Here is a 20,904-nt window from a genome sequence, read left to right as displayed (position 1 = left end):
CATCATGAAGGGGAGAGAACAGTGGTCCACGCACATCTCCGGACCGGCGAGCCGGACCCCGGGTTCGGGCCACCCCATGGCCCTCTAGGCGGCGACCGTCCGCGGCGCCGCAAGCCGCGCGGCGGCGGGCTGCGCCTGACGGCCGTGCTCGTGGCGGGAGCGCTCGCGGTGGCCGCCTGCGGCGGCGGGACCTCGGCGTCCGGCGAGCGGAAGCAGACGCTGATCATCGCCGAGAACGAGCCGCCCGCCACGTTCGACCCGGTGCAGGCCGACAACTCCACGGTCGACGAGGTCGCCCGTCCCGCCTACGACACCCTCGTCAAGTACGGCCAGGGCAACCGGCTGGAGCCGAGCGTGGCCACCAAGTGGACGGTCGCCGAGGACGGGAAGTCGATCGATCTGACCCTGCGGGGCGATGTCACCTTCCACGACGGGAACACGCTCACCGCCACCGACGTCAAGTACACCCTCGACCGCATCAAGAAGGTCAACGTGGGGGTGGCGGCGCTGCTCACCGCCTACGAGTCCACCAAGGTCACCGACGACACCCATCTGACCATCGAGCTGAGCCGTCCCTACGCGCCGATGCTCGGCGCGCTCACCCGCGTGTACCTGCTCAACTCCAAGCTCGTCCAGGCGAACGAGGGAGGCGACCATGGGCAGAAGTGGCTGGCCGGCAATGACGCAGGCTCCGGGCCGTACCGGCTGACCGGGTACACCACCAACCAGGAGGCCAAGTTCGCGCGGTACGACAAGTACTGGGGCGGTTTCTCCGGCCAGGCCGAGAACGTCGTCTTCCGGTACCTCCCGCAGGCCGCCACCCAGAAGAGCGCCCTGCTGTCCGGCGACATCGACATCGCCATGGACATCGACCCCAACGACTGGGCCTCGTTCGAGGGCGACAAGCAGTTCCAGGTCGACAAGGCCGACACCAACGTCCAGCTCTACGTCTTCTTCAAGATGAAGGGCTCGCCGGTGTCGAACAAGGCGCTGCGCGAGGCGATCGCGTCGGCCTACCAGTACGGCCAGCACACCGGGTCGATCCTCAAGGGCGCGGGCAAGACGGCCGTGGGCGTCCTGCCGTCCGCCATGATGTGCTTCGACCCCACCGTCCCGCAGCCGGGGTACGACCCCGACAAGGCCAAGGCGTCGCTGCGGGCCGCGGGGCTCTCCAACGTCACCCTCACCATGACGTACCTGAAGGCGACCGCGGAGATGGAGCAGGCCGCCACCCTGCTGCAGTCCGACCTGGCCAAGATCGGTGTCACGCTGAAGCTGCAGGCGATCACCTACCCCGAGTACGTGCAGCGGCTCAAGAGCAACGCCACCACCCCCGACCTGGGGATGATCTACGCCTTCCCGGCCAACCCGGACGCCGACTCGGTGCTGTACCAGCTGTTCCACTCGCGGTTCATCAACAACGGGCAGAACAGCGGCGGCTACGACAACCCCAAGGTCGACTCGCTGGTCGAGCGGGCCCAGGCGCTCACCGACCAGGCTGCCCGCTGCGACCTGTACAAGCAGGCGCAGCGGCTGATCGCGGCGGACGTCCCGTCGATCAACATGTCGAACCCGCAGTACGTGACCGTCCTGCGGAAGGGCCTGACCGGCTACGCCTACCAGCCCTCCCACCACCAGACCGTCGACGTCTACGCGATCAGGACCGGATGAGTCCCGTTCCGGACCCGCCGCCACCCCGGCGGCGGGCCCGGACCCATCGGCGGGCCGAGCCCGGTGTCCGGCCCGAGACACCGAACCGAGGGGAGGCAAGAGCATGGCGCGTTTCCTGCTGAGACGGCTCGTCACCAGCGTCGTCGTGCTGTTCGGCCTGGCCGTGGTCACGTTCCTGATGACGCAGGTGCTGCCCGGCGACCCGGCGCGGGCGGCCGCGGGCCGCAACGCCACGGCCGAGCAGGTCCGGGCGGCGGCCGAACGGCTCGGCCTCGACCGGTCGCCGTGGGACCAGTTCCTCGGCTACCTGGGCCGGCTGCTGCACGGCGACCTGGGCACATCGGTCTTCACCCAGCGGCCGGTGCTCGACGACATCGGCAAGGCCCTGCCGTCCTCGGTCGAGCTGGTGCTCGCCGCCATGCTGATCAATGTGGCGGTCGCGGTGCCGCTGGGCGTGTACGCCGCGTACCGGCGGGGCCGCGCCGCCGACGTGGCGGCCCGCCTGACCGTCCTGCTCGGCGCCGCCGTGCCGGTGTTCTGGCTGGGCCTGATGCTGCAACTGGTGTTCGCCGACCGGCTCGGGCTGCTGCCGCTGACCGGGCAGCTCGGGTTCGGCCGGGAGGTGCCCTCGATCACCGGCCTGACCTCGGTGGACGCGTTGCTGGCCGGGGACCCGGCGGCGTTCGGCGACGCCGTGGCGCACCTGGTGCTGCCCGCCGTGACGCTCGCCGCGTCGTTCGTCGCCGTGGTCGCCCGCACCGTCCGGTCGTCCATGATCACCGTACTGGACGCCGACTTCGTCACGCTGGCCCGCGCCACCGGCGCCTCGGAACGCCGGGTGGTGATCCGGCACGGTCTGCGCAACGCGCTGGTCCCGGTCAGCACCATCCTCGGCATGCAGCTCGGCTGGATGCTCGGCTCCACCGTGCTGATCGAGTCGGTGTTCGGCCGCACCGGCATCGGCGCCTACGCGGTCAACGCCGTCCTGCAGAACGACCTGTACGCGGTGATCGGCACCGTGCTCGTGATCGGAGTGGTCTTCGTGCTGGCCAACCTCGCCGTCGACCTCGTGCAACTCTGGCTCAACCCCCGTCTCCGGCACACCGGCCGCCGCGCCCAGGCGCCCGCGGCCGGACCGGCGGCCGCCGTCACCGAGGGGGCGTCATGACCGAGCGCGGCGAAGGCGTCATGAAGACCGCCGTGGCGGGCCCGGCCCCCGCGGTGCGGCGCCTCCCATGGGTGCGGGGGCGTGCCTCGGTCCTGGAACGCGCCGCCATGGTCATCGCCGGGCTGATGGTCCTGATCGCCGTGGCCGGACCCCTCGTCGCACCGCACGACCCCTACGCGGTCGACCTCGGCCAGGCGCTCAACGCCCCGTCCGCGTCCCATTGGTTCGGCACCGACGCCAACGGGCGCGACATCCTCAGCCGCGTCCTCCACGGCGCCGGGGTGTCGCTGCTGGCCACCGTCATCGTGATCGCCGTCGCCACCCTCATCGGCACCCTCCTGGGCACCCTGGCGGCGCTCGGCGGCCGGGTGGTCGATGAGATCATCATGCGGATCTGCGACATCGGCCTGTCCCTGCCCGCCATCATCCTGGCGCTCGGCCTGGCCGCGGCGCTCGGCCCCGGCCTGCGCTCCGCGGTGATCGCGCTGTGCCTGACCTGGTGGCCCGGCTACGCCCGGCTGGTGCGCTCGCTGGTACGGGACGTCAAGGACGCCGAGTACGTCGAGGCCGCGCGCACGCTGGGCGTCCCGGCCCCGAGGCTCATCGTCAAGCACATCCTGCCGAACGCGCTGAACACCCTCTACGTGCAGACCACGCTCGACGTGTCGGCGGTGATGCTGGTCATCTCGGGCCTGTCGTTCGTCGGCGTGGGCGCCCAGGCCCCGTCCGCCGAGTGGGGCGCCATGATCGCCGCCGCGGCCAACAACATCACCGGCGGCTGGTGGGCGGTGCTGTTCCCCGGCCTGGCCATCGTCATCACCGCGATCTCGTTCAACCTGCTGGGCGACTGGCTGCGCGTCCGCAACGACCCGACGCTCCGGGAGGCGCGATGAGCCTGCTCGCGATCCATGACCTGCGCGTCCGCCTCGGCGGGACCGAGGTGCTGCGCGGGGTGGACCTCCGGGTCGGCGCCGGGGAGAAGGTCGCGCTGGTGGGCGAGTCCGGCTCCGGCAAGTCCGTCACCGCCCGCACCATCCTGCGCCTGGACCGGGACGCCGAGGTGACGGGACGGATCGACTTCGACGGAACCGACCTGCTGTCCCTGCCCGGACGGGCGCTGCGCGAGGTCCGCGGCGCGCGGATCGGACTGGTCTTCCAGGACCCCCTGGCCTCGCTCAACCCCGTCATGACCGTGGGGTGGCAGATCATGCAGCCGCTGGTCATCCGCGGCGTCCGGAAGAAGGAGGCGCGCCGCCGCGGCATCGACCTCCTCGGCCGCCTCGGCGTGCGCGACGCGGCCCGGCGCTTCGACGACTACCCGCACCAGTTCTCCGGCGGCATGCGGCAGCGCGTCGTCATCGCGATCGCCGTCATCGCCGAACCCGACCTGCTCATCGCCGACGAACCCACCACCGCGCTCGACGTCCGCGTGCAGGCCCAGGTGCTGACGCTCATGCGCGAACTCGCGGACGAGCGCGGCATGGCCGTCCTGCTCATCACCCACGACCTGGGCATCGTGGCGAACTTCGCCGACCGCGTGGTCGTGATGCGGCACGGCGCCCCGGTGGAGGAAGGCCCGGTACGCCGGATCTACGCCTCGCCTCGCCACCCGTACACCAAGGCGCTGCTGGCCGCGGTGCCGCGCATCGACGGCGACCGAGACCGCCGCCTGTCCACCGTCGAGATGGAGGACCGATGACCACGCTCAGGGTGGAGAACCTCGTGAAGAGCTTCGGCGGACGGCACGTCGTCAGGGACGTCTCCTTCTCCGTCGCGCCGGGAGAGGTGCTGGGCCTGGTGGGGGAGTCGGGCTCCGGCAAGTCCACCGTGGCCCGCTGCGTCACGCGGCTGACCCGTCCCGACTCCGGCCGCATCACGCTCGGCGACCGCGACGTGCTCGCCGCCTCGCGCCGCGACCTGCGGGCGCTCCGCCGCGACCTGCAGATGGTCTTCCAGGACCCCTACTCCTCCCTCAACCCGCGCATGACCGCGGGAGCCCTGATCGAGGAGGGCATGCTCGTCCACGGCCTGGAACCCGACCGGAGCGCCCGCCGTGCCAGGGCCGCCGCGCTGCTGGAGACCGTCGGCCTCAGCCCCGCCGACCTGGACCGCCACCCCCGGTCCTTCTCCGGCGGCCAGCGCCAGCGGATCGCGATCGCGCGTGCCCTGGCCGTCGAGCCCAAGGTGCTGATCTGCGACGAGGTCGTCTCCTCCCTCGACGTCTCCGTCCAGGCCCAGGTCCTCAACCTCTTCCGCGACCTTCGCGAACGCCTGGACCTGGCCATCCTGTTCATCGCTCACGACCTCGCCGTCGTGCACTACCTCTGCGACCGGGTGGCCGTGCTCGACCAGGGCGAGCTGGTCGAGATCGGCACCCGCGAGGAGATCTACGGCTCCCCGCGCCATCCCTACACCCGGTCGCTGCTGGACGCCGTCCCCGTCCCGGACCCGTCCGCCTGACCGTCTCCCCACCCTGCCGCTCCACCGGAAGGACCCATGGAAACCCTCAGGATGTTCGTCAACGGACAGGCCATGTCCGGCGGCTCGCTGAACGGGGCGCTGAGCGCCGCCACGTTCCTCGGCCCGGCCGAGACCGCCCCGCGCTACCGGTTCTACTCCGTACGCGACGAGTTCCCCGGTCTGCACCCCGTCGAGACCGGCGGCCGTGCCGTGCCCGGAGAGCTCTACTCCGTCACGTACGAGATCCTGCGCGAGCACCTGCTGCCCAACGAACCGCCCGAGCTGGAACTCGGCGTGATCGAACTGTCCGACGGGTCCGGCTCCCTGTCCATGCGGATGCGGCCGGAGTCCCTCGGCCTCCCCGGCACCGTCGACATCTCCGACGCCGGAGGCTGGCGCGCGTATCTGAAGGCGATCGGATGAGCGGCGACCTCCTCATCACGGGCGGCACCGTCGTCGAGGCCGGGTGGTCCGGCCCGGCCGACGTCCTGATCTCCGACGGCCGCGTCTCCGCCTTGGTGGAGACGGGCACCGCCACGGCCGCGACCACCATCGACGCCTCGGGGCGGCTGGTGATGCCGGGCGGCGTGGACCCGCACTGCCACGTCGGCTTCACCTCGGGTGAGTTCACCAGCCTCGACGACTACCGGGAATGCACCACCGCCGCGGTGTACGGCGGCACCACCACCATCGTGGACTTCGCCATCCCGCGGCCCGGTGAGAACCCGGCCGACGTCGCCTACGCCCAGCGCGAGAAGGCGTCCCAGGGGCTGTGCGACAGCGCGCTCCACGGCTGCGTCGTGGAATGGGACGACACCGTCCCCGACCAGCTCGCGGCGCTCATCGGCGACGGCATCACCACGTTCAAGATGTTCACGACCTACCGGGGCGAGACCATGGCCTCGGAGGACACCGTGCTGCGCACCATGAAGACCCTCGCCGGCCTGGGCGGCATGGTCGTCATCCACTGCGAGGCGGACCACATCATCGGCGACACCCAGCGGAGCCGCGCCGCCGCCGGGCGCATCGGCGCCACCGACATGGCCGCCACACGGCCGGCCTTGGCCGAGACCGCCTCGGTGGCCGAGGTCCTGGCCATCGCGGAGTCCGTCGACGCCCCGGTCTATTTCGTGCACCAGTCGACCGCCGAGGCCGTCGAGCTGGTCGCCGCGGCCCGCCGCCGGGGCGTGCGCGCCTATACCGAGGCCGTCGCCCACCATCTGGTGCTCGACGACTCCCGCTACGCCGGTGACCACCCCGAGCGGTTCGTCTGCTGCCCGCCGCTCCGCTCGGCGGGCCAGGTCGAGGCCCTGGGACGGCACCTGTTCACCGGAGAGATCACCACGATCGGCAGCGACCACTGCTGCTACGACACCGCGCAGAAGGAGATCCATCGCGAGGACGTCCGGGCGATGCCCAACGGCCTGCCCGGCGTCGAGACCCGCCTTCCCGTGATCTTCTCCGAGTACGTCGTCCGCCGGGGCCTGCCGGTCAGCCGCTTCGTCGAGCTGACCTCGGCGGCCCCGGCGCGCGCCAACGGCCTCTACCCCCGCAAGGGCACCCTGCTCCCGGGCGCCGACGCCGACATCGCCATCTGGAACCCCGAGGCCACGTGGCAGGTCACCGCCTCCGGCCTGCACATGGCCACCGACTACACCCCCTACGAGGGCATGCGGCTCACCGGCCGCCCCGAGACCGTCCTGGTCAACGGCCGTCCGGTCGTCGAGGACAACGCCCTCGCCGACCCGACGCCGCGAGGCCGCCACATCAGGGCCGTCCCCTTCGGACGGGGCGGCGCCTGAGTCCGGCCCGGCCGAGGCGCCCGGAACCGTTCGCCGGGGCGGTCAGTCGTGGTCGCGGCCGTGGCGGCCGTGGCCGTCGTCCTTGACCGTTCCGGCGGTCGGTCCGCCGGGCCCGCAGGTGACCGTGACGTCGTACTCCGCGTCGTCGGACTCGAACGTCACGGCCGCCTCGGCCGCCGGTCCCCGGACCTCCTTCTCGGCCTCGAAGCCCTGCCGCGGGCTCCACGCGACGAGCCGCGCCAGCCCTCGGGCGCACGCGGCGGTGACGGTGCCGCCTTCGGTGGACAGCACCCTGGTGATCTCGTCCCGCCGCGGCGCCCCGGTCCCCGCGGACGGCGGGGACACTCCGGTCTCCGGGGACGGCCGGACGTCGCCGGCGGGAGCGGCCGGGCTGCTCAGCTCCCGGCGGACGGAGTCGCGGTCGAGGGTGCGCACCCCCGAGCCGGTGATGCCGTCCTCCAGCACCCCGATGGCCGCGAGGCCGACGCCGATGGCGGCCACCAGCGCCGCCAGCCAGCCGGCGATACCGAGCAGGACGCGTCGCCTCATGTCCCCCACCATCGTCGAGCCGTTCCTAAGGCCAGGTTAAGCGGGTGGTAAGGCCCGCTCGAAGCGGTCCACACCGCCCGGGCGGAGATACCGTGCAGAGGTGGCACAGGTGCTGCTGATCGAGGACGATCCCAAGATCCGGACACATCTCGCGCGTGCTCTGGGCGAGCAGGGGCACGCGATCGCCTCGGCGCGCACGGCGATGAGCGGGCTCAGCCAGGCCGTCGAGGACCGGCCCGACGTGGTGGTGCTCGACCTCGGCCTGCCCGATCTCGACGGCCGCGAGGTGCTGCGCATGCTCCGCGCGGTCAGCAGGGTTCCGGTGATCGTGGCGACGGCGCGCGACGACGAGCAGGAGATCGTACGGGCCCTGGACGCGGGCGCCGACGACTATGTGATCAAGCCGTTCGGCGCGGCGCAGCTCGACGCCCGTATCCGCGCGGTGCTGCGGCGCTCCCGGCAGGAGGAGGCGGGCGATCCGGCCCTCGTGGTCGGCGGGCTCCGGCTGGAGCCGCGCTCGCGTGAGGCGGTGCTGGACGGCGTGCCGCTCGATCTCAGCCCGAAGGAGTTCGACCTCCTGCACTACCTGGCGCAGCGGCCCGGCGAGGTGATCACCAAGCGGGAGCTGCTCACCGAGGTGTGGCGGGCGGTGTACGGGAGGGCGGACAAGACCGTCGACGTGCACCTGTCCTGGCTGCGCCGCAAGCTGGGCGAGACCGCGCAGGAGCCGCGCTACCTGCACACGGTGCGCGGCGTCGGCGTCAAGCTCGTCGATCCGGGCCGATGAGCCGCAGGCTGACGCTGCTGGTGGCGGCCACGACCTCGCTGGTCCTGCTGGCCTTCCTGATGCCGCTGGCGCTGCTGGTGCGCACCGTGGCGGCCGACCGGGCGATGAGCTCGGCGACGATCGCGGCCGAGTCGGCGGCCGCGCTGGTGTCCACGCTGGACCGGCCCGCGCTGGCGCTCGCCCTCGACCGGGCGGGCACCGGGCAGTGGCCGGTCACCGTGTTCCTTCCGGACGGCGACGTCCTGGGCCGTCCCGCGAACCGATCGCCCGCCGTGGACCTCGCCGCCCGGGGCGGCAGCATCACGGCTCAGGCACCCGGCGGGCGTGAGGTCCTGGTGGCCGTGCAGGGCCTTCCGGAGGGCACCGCGGTGGTCCGCGCGTTCGTGCCGGACGCGGCGCTGACCCGGGGGGTGGCGCGGGCGTGGCTGATCCTGGCCGGGCTGGGGGTCGTCCTGCTGGGGATGAGCCTGGCGGTCGCGCGGCGGATGGCGCGATCGCTCATCCGGCCGACGCACGACCTCGCCGCCGTGTCGCACCGGCTGGCCGCCGGGGAGCTGGACGCGCGGGCCCGTCCCGAGGGACCCGCCGAGTTCCGCGAGGTGTCGGCCGCCCTCAACCATCTCGCCGGACGGATCACCGAGCTGCTCGCCCAGGAGCGGGAGGCCGCCGCCGACCTCTCGCACCGGCTGCGCACCCCGCTCACCGCGCTGCGCCTGGAGATCGAGGATCTGGGCGACCCGGACGAGGCCGCTCGGGTCGGCGCCACGGTGGACGAGCTGGAGCGCGCGGTGACCCAGGTCATCGCGGACGCCCGCCGCCCGGCCCGCGCCACGGCCCCGGACGCCTGTGACGCGAGCGAGGTGGTGGCCGAACGCGTGCGGTTCTGGACGGTCCTGGCCGACGACCAGGACCGGCGCCTCACCGCCCGGGTCTCCCCGGCGCCCCTGCCGGTGGCGCTGAGCCGCGACGACCTGTCGGCGGGCGTGGACGCGCTGCTCGGCAACGTCTTCGCCCACACGCCCGAGGGGACCGCCTTCACCGTGTGCCTGGAACCCCGGACCGGGGGCGGCGCGCGGCTGACCATCAGCGACGAGGGGCCCGGCTTCGCCACGTCCCGTCCGCTGGAACGCGGGGCCAGCGGGTCGGGGTCCACCGGCCTGGGCCTCGACATCGCCAGGCGCGCCGCCGAGGGCTCGGGCGGGCGGCTGACGATCGGCCGCTCCGAGCAGGGCGGCGCCCTGGTGGTGCTCGATCTGGGCGGACCTTAGCCTTGCCTTAGCAATGTGGTAGCGCGGCCCTATCCGGATCAGAGGCAACCTCCTTCTGGTACGCAGGCAGAAGAAGGAGAACCGCAGATGCGAAGGACCACAGTGATCGCCGGGGCCGCGGGCGCGGCGATCGTTCTCGGCGGCGGCATCGCGCTGGCCTACGACGGCGGGGGCACGGCGTCCGGAGCACCCGACCGTACGTTGGCGGCCTTGGCCCCGTCCGTACCGCTGGCCTCGCCCACGCCGCCTCCCGCGCCACCGTCGTCACAGACGAGGATCGACCCGGCGGGTGCGGTGCGCATCGCCCTGCGGACGGTTCCCGATGGCCGTGTCGAATCGATCGAACGCGAGCGGGAACACGGCCGCGTCGTCTGGGACGTCGACGTGATCGCGCGCGGCGTCGAGCACGACCTCGACATCGACGCCCAGACGGGCAAGGTCCTCAGGCACAGGACCGAGCGCGATTCCCGGGCCCATGGCCACGGGCACCACGGCGACCATGACGACCACGACGACCATGACGACGGGGATGACGACGACTGACGTCCGGCGGCCGTCTCAGCCGTCGAGCGGGGCGAACATCGCGCCGCGCAAGGTGTCGAGGCCCCGCGAGCCCAGGCAGCGGTAGACGCGGGTGCCCCGTTCGAACGCGGACTTGGACGGCGGCAGCACCCCCGCCGTCCAGCCACCGGAGGGCGCGCGCCGTCCGGCGGCCGAGCGTGAGGCGAGCAGGACGGTCCTTGAGCACAACCCGCGGACCGTCGGATGCCGCTCCAGTTCGGAGTTGTTCCACGTCTCGCCGTCCTTGGGCATGACGGCGATCGCGAACGTCTCCCAGGTGTGGGTGGTCCGGCAGTCGCGGCGGGTGGCGCTGGTGTCGCCGCCGATCGAGACCATGCCTCCCCAGCACTCGGCGGTTCGCGGGCAGGCGGCCTGGGCGCCCTCGACCCTGGAGGCGGCGCAGTTCGCCGTGGTGACCGGCACCCCCAGGCCGGTCGCCGTGGCCGTGGCGTTCGGCTTGCCGGTGGGCGCGCCCGCCTGGGTTCGCGGTGTGCCGCCGTCGCCGTCCGGGCCGGCCTGTGAGAAGGCGATGAGCGCCCCGGCTCCCACGATCCCGGCCGTCACCAGGGCGGCGGCGCCCAGCAGGACGCCGCGCGAGAGCGTGGGGCGGGCGTCCCCCTGCCGGGGACGCGCCGGCGAGGTCGTGATCGCGTGGGCCGGGCCGGAGCCGGGTCCCGCCATCCCGTTGTGGGCGGACGAGGGGTCGGTGGACGGAGCGGCGTACACCGGAGGCGGGGCCGGAGATCCCTGGTAGACGAGCGGCACGGACTTGGGGCCGGTGGCGGCCGAGGCCCGTGGATCGAGGGCGGCCAAGGCGTCTTTCAGCGCCGCAGCGGACGGTGTGCGGGCGGCCGGGTCGAAGGCCATGGCCTGCCGCAGCACCGCCATGAACGGGGCCGGGACGCCCGGCACATCGGGGACCGGCCGTGCCTGCGCCGCCATCAGCTCGGCGATGCCCGGTGTCCGGTCCGGAGGGAAGTGCGGGGGACGTCCCGACAGAAGCGCGTAGAGGGACGCGGCGAGCGAGTACACGTCACCGGCCGGGGCCGGCTCGGCGCGACGGAACGCCTCCGGCGGCGCGTAGGCGGGGGTGAGGGCCTCGCGGGTCGCCGATGACTCCAGACCGGGTTGCGGCATCGCCGCCAGGCCGAAGTCGGCCAGGGCCACGCCGCCGTACCGGTCGATCAGGATGTTCCCGGGCTTGACGTCACGGTGCAGGACGCCGGAGGCATGGGCCGCGGCGAGCGCGTCCGCGATGTGCACGCCGATCTCGGCGACCTCCGCCGCGGGGAACGGCCCGGAGGCTCGGAGCCGGTCGTTCAGCGAGCCGTTCGGGCACAGGTCGAGGACCATGTACGGGCGGCCGTCGGTGAGCACGCCCGCGTCGTACAGGGCGACGACGTGCGGATGCCCCGACAGCCGTCCCGCGGCGGTGACCTCGCGCATGAAGCGGCGCCGGTCGCGCTCGGTCGCCAGCACCCTGCTGTCGATCTTGAGCGCCACCTCGCGCCGGACGGCGAGCTGGCGGGCGCGGTACACCGCGCCGAACCCGCCGGTGCCCAGCGTCTCCAGGATCTCGTAGCCCGGTATCTCCATTCCGCCCTGTTCCTCCAGACGTCGGGCAGGTCGGAACCTCGGCGGGAGCCATGAGCGTCCCGCGGGCGCGAACCGGGCTGTTGCCGCACTCGTCGAGGGCCGCGTCGAGGGCCGCGCCGACCGCCGCGTCACACGCCTGCCGACGAATGTAGAGACGAAAGGCCCGCGACGATCGTGGAACGGCGGAATCCGGCAAGATCCGGCCGCGCGTGGTGCGGATCCGGGTTGTGTTCACGCGGGCCATCGGGTGATGCTCGAACCTGACCGAACCCCGCGGCGACCGCACTGTAGTGGGTATGGACGTGATCGGCACATCCGGGATTCCCGAGAAAGAGCGATTCGATTTCTGGCGTGAACTGAATTCCAGGTTATGGGCGCCCTATGAGGTGCGCTGTGATCGGCGGCTGGAACGCCGGTTCCGGGCCGAGGTGGCCGTCAACGGCTTCGGCTCCGTGCAGGCGACATTGATCACCACGCTCCGCACACGATTCGGCGCACTCCCCAACTCATCCGGCGGTTCGACCCCGAGGTGTTCAAGCCGGCCTGCATGGTGCGGGCGCCGGCATGCGGGAGCAGGACGGCGAGCGCGTGGACCTCGGGGTCGGGGACCTGATGCTGTTCGACACCTCGCGCCCCTACCTGGCCGAGTTCGCACCGGCCTCGGCGTTCAGCCCGTACGCCGAGGTCAAGGCCGCCCGGACGGTCGCGATCGCGGCCACGGGGACCGTGCGGTCGCGGCACGGGCTGACCTTCGTCCCGCGCGTGCGCCTCGCCGCCGGGGACGACCTCGACCGCCTGCTGGTCCCGGGCGTCACCGCCGCGGCGAACCCGGACCCTGAGATCGCCGCCACCGTCCGCCGCGCAGGCCGGGCCGTCGGGTCCGAGATGGCCGTGGATGCCCACCTTGCGGGTGTCGCTGCTCGGCCTGGCCGGTGTGGCCGCTTTGGTCATCGTGTTCGTGGGCGCACGGCTGGTAGGCAAGGGCTCGGCGAGCCGGCCCGTTCGGGGAGAGAAGCCATGAGGGTGACGATCGTAGGGGCCGGGATCGGCGGGCTGTTCACCGCGCTGCGCCTGCACGCCGAAGGTATCGGCTGTGTGGTCTACGAGCGCGGCGAGCGGATCCGCGAGCTCGGTGTGGGGATCAACGCGCTGCCGTTCGCGGTCGCGGAACTGGACGCGCTGGGACTGCTGGACCGGCTGGACGAGACCGGGGTGCGCACCGGCGAGCTGATCTACACCCACCGCCTGGGGCAGGAGATCATGCGCAGGCCCTGCGGCCTGGCGGCAGGGTTCTCACACCCGCAGATCAGCGTGCACCGCGGCCGGTTGCAGGGCCTGCTGCACCACGCGGTGGTCGAACGGCTGGGCGCGGACGCGGTGCGCACCGGGCACCGCCTGGTCGGCTTCGAGCAGGACGCCACGGCCGTCACCGCCCATTTCGCGAACGGTTCGGAGGCACGCGGGGACGTTCTGATCGGTGCCGACGGCATCCATTCGACGGTCCGGTCGGCCCTGTTCCCCGACGAGGGGCCGCCGCGCTGGAGCGGCATGATGTTGTGGCGCGGCGCCACCGAGTGGCCCCTGTACGGCACGGGTCGGACCATGGTGATCGCCGGGGGCAACACCGCCAAACTGGTCGTCTATCCGATCGCGGCGGGCACGACCCCGGACACCCGGCTGACCAACTGGGCCATCGGCGTCATGACGGGCCGTCCCGGCGACCCGCCGCCCGGCGAGCAGGAGTGGACGCGTCCGGCCGACCCCGCCGACCTGGCCGCGCACGTCGGGCGCTTCACCCCGGGCCTCTTCGACCATGCCGCCATGATCGAGTCCACCCGGGACCGCTTCGAGTTGCCGATGTGCGACCGCGACCCGCTGCCCTGCTGGACGCGGGGCCGCGTCACCCTGCTGGGCGACGCGGCGCACCCCATGTACCCGATGGGCTCCAACGGCGCGGGCCAGGCCATCCTGGACGCGGTGAACCTGAGCGGCCACCTGGCCGGCCGGTCCGGCGACCCCGCCGAGGCCCTGCTCGCCTACCAGCACGACCGGCTGCCCGCCACCGCCCGGATCGTCCTCCGCAACCGGCTCGGCGGCCCGGAACAGGTCATCGAGGAGGTCGAACGCCGGGCCCCGGACGGCTTCGACCGGATCGAGGACGTGATCGACCCCAGCGAGCTGGAGGCCATCGTCACCAGCTACCTCCAAGCGTCCACCGGCTCGGCGGACCAAGAACACTCGAAGGCGGCCACAGATTTCGCCTGATCTGCCTCCTCGCCACGGGCCGCACCGGACGGATCAGCCGTACTGGCGGCACTCGCCGGGCAGGACGCTGCCGAGGTACCGGTCCAGTTCGGACTCCGCCGCCTTCGGCGCGCTGACCATCGCGCTGGGCGGCACCCCGGACCCCGCGCCCGGCACCTCCACCGAGACCATCGCGCTGACCGGGCTCGGCGGATCGGTCCTGGCGCTGGCCGGCGCGCTCGGGTGGACTCTCCGCCGCCTGATCCCGCGGCGACCCCCACGCCGCTCCCTCTGGCGCGCCGGGCTGGCCGCGGCCGGAGGGGGCGCACTCGGAACGCTGTCCGCGCTCGCGGTCTGGCGGTGGCTACCCGGCTTCTTCGACCTGCGACTCCGTCACTTCGTCCGGTTCGCACCCGACCTCGGGCGGCTCGCGATCGCCGTCCTCGTCCTCGGCCCGCCCTCACCCTCGCACAGCTCACCGCGTTCCTCGCCGACGTCCGCCGACACCGCGACGCGGCGTCGACCGCGGTGAAGAGGAGCCGGGTCAGTCGCGGAGGGTGTCGAGGATCGGCGTCCAGTCCAGTCCGTCGGTCGGGGGCGGCTCCGAGGGGTAGTGGACGCTGATCACCCTGGGCAGTTCGGCCAGGGCCTGGTCGCGTACGGCGGGGTCGATGCCGAGTCCGGTGGCGGCCAGGTCGACGAGCAGGGCGAACATGCCCTCGGCGTCGAGGGTCTCGGGGTCGTACAGGACCCGGATCGCCGCGCCGTCGGAGACGCACATGAGCCGGACGATGAGGGCGTCGGGGGAGCTGTCGGGCCGGAACGCCCCGGCGGCGACGCCCTGCTCGATCGTCTCGCGGAACGGCTCGGTCCACTCGCGGTAGACGTCCTGTGCCTGGGCGCGTAGTGCCTCGTGGCGGCCGGCCGCCGACCAGAACTCCACCCAGAACGACCAGCGTTTGTGGAACGGCGCCCAACCCGCCACCTGGAAGCGCAGCAGGGCGAACAGGCGGCGCACCGGGTCGGGTTCGCGGGACGACACCACGCGCCAGGTCGCCAGCGTCAGTTCCAGCAGCGCCTTGATCGTCTCGACGATCAGCGCCTCGCGGTGCCGGAAGTAGTGCTGGAGCATGCCGAGGGACACGCCCGCCTCGTCGGCGATGTCCTTGAGCCGGGCGCCGTCCACGCCCTGCCGGCAGATGACCTCGCTCGTGGCCGCCATGATCTGCAACCGTCGCCGGGTCGCCAGATCGAGCTCCTCCTTGGCCGGGTTCGACCTGCTCATGTGCGCGTTCCTCCTGGGGGCGGTCGAGACGAGGCTATTGCGCTCGATCGGGCGATGACGATAATAAGGCCATATTGTGACCACCTGGCGAACGGAGCAACCCATGAACGCGACGTCTCGCGGCCCCCTCGCGCTGGTGGCCGGGAGCCTGGTCATGGCGCTGGCCGCGGCCTGCGGCGGCGGGGGCACCTCGGACGAGAAGACGCTGACGTTCACCTCGTACGGCAGCGGCTACCAGGAGGCGCAGGTCCAGTCCTGGCTGGACCCCTGGGCGAAGGCCAACGGGGTGAAGGTCGTCCAGGACCAGCCGACCGACTACGCCAAGATCAGGACGCAGGTCGAGTCCCGCCGGGTGAGCTGGGACGTCGTCGACACCGAGCCGTTCTTCCCGGTGGGCGCGTGCGGCAGGTACGCCGAGCGCCTCGACTTCACCAAGATCGACAAGTCGGTGTTCCCGCCCGGGACGGTCAGCGACTGCGCGGTGCCCGACGCGATGTACTCGCTGGTCCTCGTCTACAACAAGGACAAGTACGGGTCGAACCCGCCCACGTCGATCGCCGACTTCTTCGACACCGCGCGCTTCCCCGGCCGGAGGCTGCTGCCCGGGTTCGCCTCCGGCGGCTCGATCGAGGCCGCGCTCCTCGCCGACGGCGTCACTCCCGACAAGCTCTACCCGCTCGACTACGATCGCGCGTTCCGCAAGCTGGACACCATCCGGAAGAACAGCCAGTTCTGGGACACCTCGGCGCAGAGCCAGCAGGCGCTGGAGGCCAAGCGGGTCGACATGGCGCTGGTGTGGTCGGGCCGGGCGTACATGGCCGTCAAGAACGGCGCGCCCTTCGCCCCGGTCTGGAAGGACAACATGCTGGCCTACGCGGTGCTCATGGTCCCCAAGGGCGCCCCGCACAAGGACCTGGCCATGGACTTCATCGCCTACGCGACCGGCGCCGAGCCCCAGGCCCGGTTCGCCGAGAAGCAGCCGTACGCGCCGGTCAACTCCGAGGCACGGCCCAAGCTCGACAAGCTGGCGCAGGAGTGGAACACCGCCCGCAAGGACATCCAGGACCAGGGCTTCTTCCAGAACGTCCAGTGGTGGGGCACGAACCTGGACCAGGCCACCCAACGCTGGACGCAGTGGACCACAGGCTGATCGATGGCCACCACCATGAAGGCACGGGCCTCGGGCGCCCCGGGAACGCCGGACGCCCCGGCCGGAAGGGGCGTCGCCGACCGCCACCGGTGGATGCTGCTGGCCCCGGCGCTGGTCGTGCTGGTCGCGTTCTTCGCCTATCCGGTGCTGTCGATCGTCTGGCGGGCGTTCAGCGAGCCGGAGACGGGCCTGGGCAACTTCACCGAGCTGTGGAACGATCCCACGACCGTGCGGGTGATCGTCCGGACGCTGGTCACCGCGCTGGTGGTCACGGCGGTGACGCTGCTGCTGGCCTACCCGTACGCCTTCCTGATGACGGCGGTGGGACCGCGCACCCGGGCGGTGCTGCTCGCCCTGGTCCTGCTGCCGTTCTGGACCAGCCTCATGGCCCGCAACTTCGCCTGGATCGTGCTGCTCCAGGAGGGCGGCCCGCTGGCCAAGGCGACCGGCGCGCTCGGCTTGGGCGACGGGGCGCTGCTGGGCACCTCGGCGGGAGTCGCGCTAGGCATGATCCAGGTGCTGTTGCCGTACATGGTGCTGCCGCTCTACAGCTCCATGAACGGCATCGACCGGCGCCTGCTCACCGCCGCTCAGGGACTCGGCGCCACCAAGGTGACCTGCTTCCGCCGCATCTACCTGCCGCTGTCCATGCCCGGCGTCATCGCCGGCGGCACGCTGGTGTTCGTCCTGTCCCTGGGCTTCTACGTCACGCCGCGGCTGCTCGGCTCGCCCAAGGAGTCGCTGGCCGCCCAGGTGATCGGCACGAAGGTGGAGAAGCTGCTGGACTTCGGCGGCGCGGGCGCGCTGTCGCTGGTGCTGCTCGCGGTGACCGCCCTGCTGCTGGTCGCGGTGTCCCGGGTGGCCCGCCCCGCCGCCGCGCTCGGCCTCCGAGAGGGTGAGCGAGGGTGAGCGAGATGGCGGACTTCCGCGGCGGCGTGGGACTGCGGCTGTGGGCGGTCCTGGTCGCGGCCGTGCTCGTGGGGCCGACGCTCGTGGTGCTCCCGCTGTCGTTCACCGGCAGGCGCAGCTTCGCCTTCCCGCCGAGCGACTGGTCGCTGGAGTGGTACCGCACCCTGTTCACCGACCCGTCCTGGCGGGACTCCCTGCTGATGTCGGTGCAGATCGCGCTGGCGGTCGCGGTGGCCGCGACCGTGCTGGGCACCGCGGCGGCACTGGCGCTGGACCGCGGGCGCCTGCCGGGCAAGGGCCTGATCCACGGGCTGCTGCTGGCCCCGATGGTCGTCCCGCAGATCGTGGCGGCCATCGGCGTCTACGCGGTGTTCCTGCAATGGCGGCTGTCGGGCACCGTGGCGGGCTTCGTGCTGGCGCACACCGCGATCGCGCTGCCGTTCGTGGTGGTGGCGGTGTCGGCCGCGCTGCGCGGCCATGACCGCAGGCTGGAACGGGCGGCGGCCAGCCTCGGCGCCGGCCCCTGGACGACCTTCCGGCGGATCACGCTGCCGATCATCCTGCCGGGAGTGCTGTCGGGCGCCGTGTTCGCGTTCGTCACGTCCCTGGACGAGGTCGTGGTCGCCCTCTACCTGCAGAGCCCGACGCTGCACACGCTGCCGGTGCAGATGTTCAGCAGCGTCACGGTCGAGACTGATCCCACCATCGCCAGCGCCTCCAGCCTCGTCCTGGTCGTCACGACGGCGCTGATCCTGCTTCCGCAACTCCTCCGACGTGAAAGGGCTCGGTCATGACCGGCACCCAAGGCGCGCCGATCAGGTTGATCGGGCTGACCAAGCGGTACGGCTCGGCGGCGCCGGCCGTGGACGACATCTCCCTGGAGGTCGCCGCGGGCGAGTTCATCACCCTGCTCGGCCCGTCCGGTTCGGGCAAGACGACCACGCTCAACCTGATCGCGGGCTTCGACAAGGTCACCAGGGGACGGATCGAGGTCGGCGGCCGGGACGTGGCCTCGCTCCCGGCCCACCGCCGCGACATCGGCATGGTGTTCCAGCACTACGCGCTGTTCCCGCACATGACGGCCGCGAAGAACGTCGCGTTCCCGCTGGAGCAGCGCAAGGTCGCCAAGGACGAGATCGCCCGGCGCGTCGAGGAGGCGCTGCGGCTCGTCCACCTGGAGGGCATGGGAGAGCGGCTGCCCCGGCAGCTCTCCGGCGGCCAGCAGCAGCGGGTCGCGTTCGCGCGGGCGATCGTCTTCAACCCCCGCGTGCTGCTGATGGACGAACCCCTCGGCGCCCTCGACAAGAAGCTGCGCGAGCAGTTGCAGGGCGAGATCTCCCGGATCCACCGCGAACTCGGCATCACCTTCGTGTTCGTCACCCACGACCAGGAGGAGGCGCTGGCGCTGTCGGACCGGATCGCGGTGTTCAACGAGGGCCGCATCGAGCAGGTCGGCACCGCCGAGGAACTGTACGAGCGGCCCGCGACCCTGTTCGTGGCGCGGTTCCTCGGCGACTCCAACGTCCTGGACGGCTCGTACGGCGCGTCGGGCCGGCTGGCGGGCGACGGGTTCGAGGTCGCCGTCCCCAAGGACGCGGCGGGCACCCCCGGCGGCCGGGCGGCGCTGGTCGTACGGCCGGAACGGACGCGCCTGCTCGCCGGGGACGAGGCGCCGCCCGCGGAGCACAACGCGCTGCCCGGCACGGTCGCCGAGGTCACCTACTTCGGCTCGCACCGCCGGGTCGCGGTGAACCTGCGCTGCGGCGTGCGGATGACCGTGCGCGAGCCCGCCGGCTTCGAGTACGCCGCCTCGCCGGGCGCGGCCGTCCAGGTCGCCTGGCCGGTGGCCCGCGGCGTGCTCATCCCCGACGGCGCGGGCCGCGAGCCCGCGCCCGCGTGAACCACCCCCACGGATTCGAGGAGGTACGCCCTATGCCGGAGCCGGATACCCGCGCCAAGCCCATGGTGATCCCGCTCTCCGACGTTCCCGTCACCCCCGCCGCCGACGCGGTGACCAAGGTGCGCATCGCCCGCGTCGTCACCAAGAGCCGCTGCGGATCGAACCTGCTCCTCGGCGCGTCCTGGATGGATCCGGGGGAACAGACCAACACCTGGTCGTCCCGCGAGGTCGACGACACGGCGGAGGGCGACCACTGGTACGGGCCGGTGGACGAGACGTACTTCATCATCCGCGGCCGGCTCCGCCTCACCTGGGACGAGGGCGCGTTCGAGCTGGGACCCGACGACTGCGTGTACCTGGCGCCCGGCTGGACCTACCACCTGGAGAACATCGGCGACGAGCCCGCGTTCTTCGTCTACTCGATGGCGCCGACCCCGGAATGACCATGATCGACCTGTTCTGGGACGCGCGGGTGCTCGACCACGACACCGGCGCGGGGCTCTGGGAGGCCGCGCCCTCCGACCTGCTCGCCGAGCAGGAGACGCACCCCGAGAACGCCGTGCGGGTGCGGAACATGAAATCGGTGCTGGAGCGCGGGCCGGTCGCCCCGCACGTGCGCCTGCGGCCCGGCCGGCCGGCGAGCGAGGAAGAGCTGGCGACCGTTCACGACCCCGCGTACGTGACCGCGGTGCGGGAGACGTGCGAACGCGGTGGCGGCCGGCTCACCTCGACGACGGTGGTGTCGGCCGCGTCGTGGGAGCCGCTGCTGGCCGCGGCCGGCACCTGCCTGGCCGCCGCCGACGCGGTGCTGGACGGGACGGCCCGGATGGCGTACGCGCTGGTCAGGCCGCCCGGCCATCACGCACAGCCCGCGCAGGCCGACGGCTACTGCGTGTTCTCCCACGCCGCCCTGGTCGCCCAGCGTGCCCGGGACCGCGGCGTGCCGCGGGTGGCGGTGGTCGACTGGGACGTCCACCACGGCAACGGCACGCAGGAGTGCTTCTACGACCGGGCGGACGTGCTGACGATCTCGCTGCACATGGCGCACGGCTCCTGGGGTCCCTCGCATCCGCAGACGGGCGCGCCCGAGGAGCTGGGCACCGGCGCCGGTCTCGGCCACAACGTCAACGTGGAGCTGCCGGTGGGCGCCGGCGACCGTGCCTACGCCGACGCCATCGAGCACGTGGTGGCGCCGCTGCTGCGCGCGTACCGGCCGGGGCTGCTGGTGTGCGCGTCCGGCCAGGACGCCTCCACCTTCGACCCCAACGGGCGGCACAACCTCACCATGGCGGGCTTCCACCGGATCGGCGCGCTGCTGGGCGGGCTGGCCGAGGAGCTGACCGGCGGTCGCATCGTCCTCACCCAGGAAGGCGGCTACGCGCGCGCGTACGCCGCGTACTGCCTGCACGCCACGATCGAAGGGCTCCTGGGCCTGGCGCCCGCGCTCGCCGACCCGCTGGCCTACATCCCCGACGACGCCGAACGCGGGGTGGCGGCGCTCGACCGGGTCAAGGCCGCGCTCGCCCCGTACTGGACGCTGTGACCCTTCACCCG

The 20,904-nt window shown here is 72.5% G+C and carries 21 protein-coding genes; 17 read left to right on the top strand and 4 right to left on the bottom strand.

Translation table 11 applies throughout. The features are described 5' to 3' along the window. Positions 1 to 21: 21 nt before the first annotated feature. From ACGWYJ_RS10335 to hydA, 7 genes are all read left to right on the top strand, one after another. On the top strand, positions 22 to 1,671 hold the full coding sequence (locus tag ACGWYJ_RS10335; protein ID WP_395105515.1) for an ABC transporter substrate-binding protein: 1,650 nt from the start codon (positions 22 to 24) through the stop codon (positions 1,669 to 1,671). A gap of 103 nt (positions 1,672 to 1,774) precedes the next feature. Next, positions 1,775 to 2,839: an ABC transporter permease gene (locus ACGWYJ_RS10330; protein ID WP_395105514.1), complete on the top strand. Its 1,065-nt coding sequence runs from the start codon at positions 1,775 to 1,777 to the stop codon at positions 2,837 to 2,839. Further along, positions 2,836 to 3,732, top strand: coding sequence for an ABC transporter permease (locus ACGWYJ_RS10325; RefSeq protein WP_395105512.1), 897 nt, complete (start codon positions 2,836 to 2,838; stop codon positions 3,730 to 3,732). The genes ACGWYJ_RS10330 and ACGWYJ_RS10325 overlap by 4 nt, the downstream gene beginning before the upstream one ends. Continuing rightward, positions 3,729 to 4,538 (top strand): ABC transporter ATP-binding protein, encoded by an 810-nt coding sequence (locus ACGWYJ_RS10320; protein ID WP_395105510.1) that lies wholly within the window; start codon positions 3,729 to 3,731, stop codon positions 4,536 to 4,538. Before ACGWYJ_RS10325 ends, ACGWYJ_RS10320 begins: the two co-directional genes overlap by 4 nt. Beyond that, positions 4,535 to 5,299, top strand: a complete 765-nt coding sequence (locus ACGWYJ_RS10315) for an ATP-binding cassette domain-containing protein (protein ID WP_395105507.1) — start codon at positions 4,535 to 4,537, stop codon at positions 5,297 to 5,299. Before ACGWYJ_RS10320 ends, ACGWYJ_RS10315 begins: the two co-directional genes overlap by 4 nt. 36 nt (positions 5,300 to 5,335) lie before the next feature. Beyond that, positions 5,336 to 5,722, top strand: coding sequence for a gamma-glutamylcyclotransferase (locus ACGWYJ_RS10310; protein WP_395105505.1), 387 nt, complete (start codon positions 5,336 to 5,338; stop codon positions 5,720 to 5,722). Then, the gene (hydA, locus tag ACGWYJ_RS10305; protein ID WP_395105503.1) at positions 5,719 to 7,101 is read left to right on the top strand and encodes a dihydropyrimidinase; all 1,383 of its coding nucleotides are present in this window, start codon (positions 5,719 to 5,721) and stop codon (positions 7,099 to 7,101) included. Before ACGWYJ_RS10310 ends, hydA begins: the two co-directional genes overlap by 4 nt. A 42-nt stretch (positions 7,102 to 7,143) precedes the next feature. Here hydA and ACGWYJ_RS10300 read toward each other — a convergent pair whose 3' ends face one another. Then, a complete protein-coding gene (locus ACGWYJ_RS10300) occupies positions 7,144 to 7,650 on the bottom strand; it encodes a hypothetical protein (protein ID WP_395105501.1) in 507 nt (168 codons plus the stop codon). Between the two features lie 100 nt (positions 7,651 to 7,750). Here ACGWYJ_RS10300 and ACGWYJ_RS10295 point away from each other — a divergent pair, with 100 nt between their 5' ends. From ACGWYJ_RS10295 to ACGWYJ_RS10285, 3 genes are all read left to right on the top strand, one after another. Continuing rightward, positions 7,751 to 8,437, top strand: coding sequence for a response regulator transcription factor (locus ACGWYJ_RS10295; RefSeq protein ID WP_395105499.1), 687 nt, complete (start codon positions 7,751 to 7,753; stop codon positions 8,435 to 8,437). Continuing rightward, positions 8,434 to 9,705, top strand: a complete 1,272-nt coding sequence (locus ACGWYJ_RS10290) for a sensor histidine kinase (protein ID WP_395105497.1) — start codon at positions 8,434 to 8,436, stop codon at positions 9,703 to 9,705. The genes ACGWYJ_RS10295 and ACGWYJ_RS10290 overlap by 4 nt, the downstream gene beginning before the upstream one ends. 87 nt (positions 9,706 to 9,792) lie before the next feature. Then, complete coding sequence (locus ACGWYJ_RS10285) at positions 9,793 to 10,248, top strand: PepSY domain-containing protein (RefSeq protein WP_395105495.1); 456 nt, start codon at positions 9,793 to 9,795, stop codon at positions 10,246 to 10,248. Between the two features lie 15 nt (positions 10,249 to 10,263). Here the strand turns inward: ACGWYJ_RS10285 and ACGWYJ_RS10280 are convergent, their stop codons facing one another. Beyond that, positions 10,264 to 11,862 carry a protein kinase gene (locus ACGWYJ_RS10280; RefSeq protein WP_395105493.1) on the bottom strand — a complete coding sequence of 533 codons (1,599 nt, stop codon included), beginning with the start codon at positions 11,860 to 11,862 and terminating at the stop codon, positions 10,264 to 10,266. Positions 11,863 to 12,426: 564 nt separating this feature from the next. Here ACGWYJ_RS10280 and ACGWYJ_RS10275 point away from each other — a divergent pair. Beyond that, entirely contained in the window at positions 12,427 to 14,127 is a 1,701-nt protein-coding gene (locus ACGWYJ_RS10275) for an FAD-dependent monooxygenase (RefSeq protein WP_395105491.1), read from the top strand. Between the two features lie 33 nt (positions 14,128 to 14,160). On the opposite strand, the gene ACGWYJ_RS10270 is transcribed toward ACGWYJ_RS10275, so the two are convergent. Continuing rightward, the gene (locus ACGWYJ_RS10270; protein ID WP_395105490.1) at positions 14,161 to 14,298 is read right to left on the bottom strand and encodes a hypothetical protein; all 138 of its coding nucleotides are present in this window, start codon (positions 14,296 to 14,298) and stop codon (positions 14,161 to 14,163) included. A 352-nt stretch (positions 14,299 to 14,650) separates the two neighbouring features. Continuing rightward, on the bottom strand, positions 14,651 to 15,391 hold the full coding sequence (locus ACGWYJ_RS10265) for a TetR/AcrR family transcriptional regulator (RefSeq protein ID WP_395105488.1): 741 nt from the start codon (positions 15,389 to 15,391) through the stop codon (positions 14,651 to 14,653). Positions 15,392 to 15,494: 103 nt separating this feature from the next. Between ACGWYJ_RS10265 and ACGWYJ_RS10260 the strand changes: the two genes are divergently transcribed. From ACGWYJ_RS10260 to ACGWYJ_RS10235, 6 genes are read left to right on the top strand one after another with little or no spacing between them, the layout of a single operon-like run. Continuing rightward, positions 15,495 to 16,541 (top strand): ABC transporter substrate-binding protein, encoded by a 1,047-nt coding sequence (locus tag ACGWYJ_RS10260; RefSeq protein ID WP_395105486.1) that lies wholly within the window; start codon positions 15,495 to 15,497, stop codon positions 16,539 to 16,541. Positions 16,542 to 16,544: 3 nt separating this feature from the next. Further along, positions 16,545 to 17,450: an ABC transporter permease gene (locus ACGWYJ_RS10255; protein WP_395105485.1), complete on the top strand. Its 906-nt coding sequence runs from the start codon at positions 16,545 to 16,547 to the stop codon at positions 17,448 to 17,450. Between the two features lie 5 nt (positions 17,451 to 17,455). Beyond that, entirely contained in the window at positions 17,456 to 18,244 is a 789-nt protein-coding gene (locus tag ACGWYJ_RS10250) for an ABC transporter permease (protein WP_395105537.1), read from the top strand. Further along, entirely contained in the window at positions 18,241 to 19,350 is a 1,110-nt protein-coding gene (locus tag ACGWYJ_RS10245; protein WP_395105483.1) for an ABC transporter ATP-binding protein, read from the top strand. Before ACGWYJ_RS10250 ends, ACGWYJ_RS10245 begins: the two co-directional genes overlap by 4 nt. A gap of 32 nt (positions 19,351 to 19,382) precedes the next feature. After that, entirely contained in the window at positions 19,383 to 19,793 is a 411-nt protein-coding gene (locus tag ACGWYJ_RS10240) for a cupin domain-containing protein (protein ID WP_395105481.1), read from the top strand. Continuing rightward, the gene (locus tag ACGWYJ_RS10235; RefSeq protein ID WP_395105479.1) at positions 19,790 to 20,893 is read left to right on the top strand and encodes a class II histone deacetylase; all 1,104 of its coding nucleotides are present in this window, start codon (positions 19,790 to 19,792) and stop codon (positions 20,891 to 20,893) included. Before ACGWYJ_RS10240 ends, ACGWYJ_RS10235 begins: the two co-directional genes overlap by 4 nt. The last annotated feature ends 11 nt before the right edge of the window (positions 20,894 to 20,904 follow it).

This window comes from Actinomadura sp. SCN-SB (genome assembly GCF_043906805.1).
Lineage (GTDB): Bacteria > Actinomycetota > Actinomycetes > Streptosporangiales > Streptosporangiaceae > Spirillospora.
This window is presented reverse-complemented; position numbering and strand designations above follow the sequence as displayed.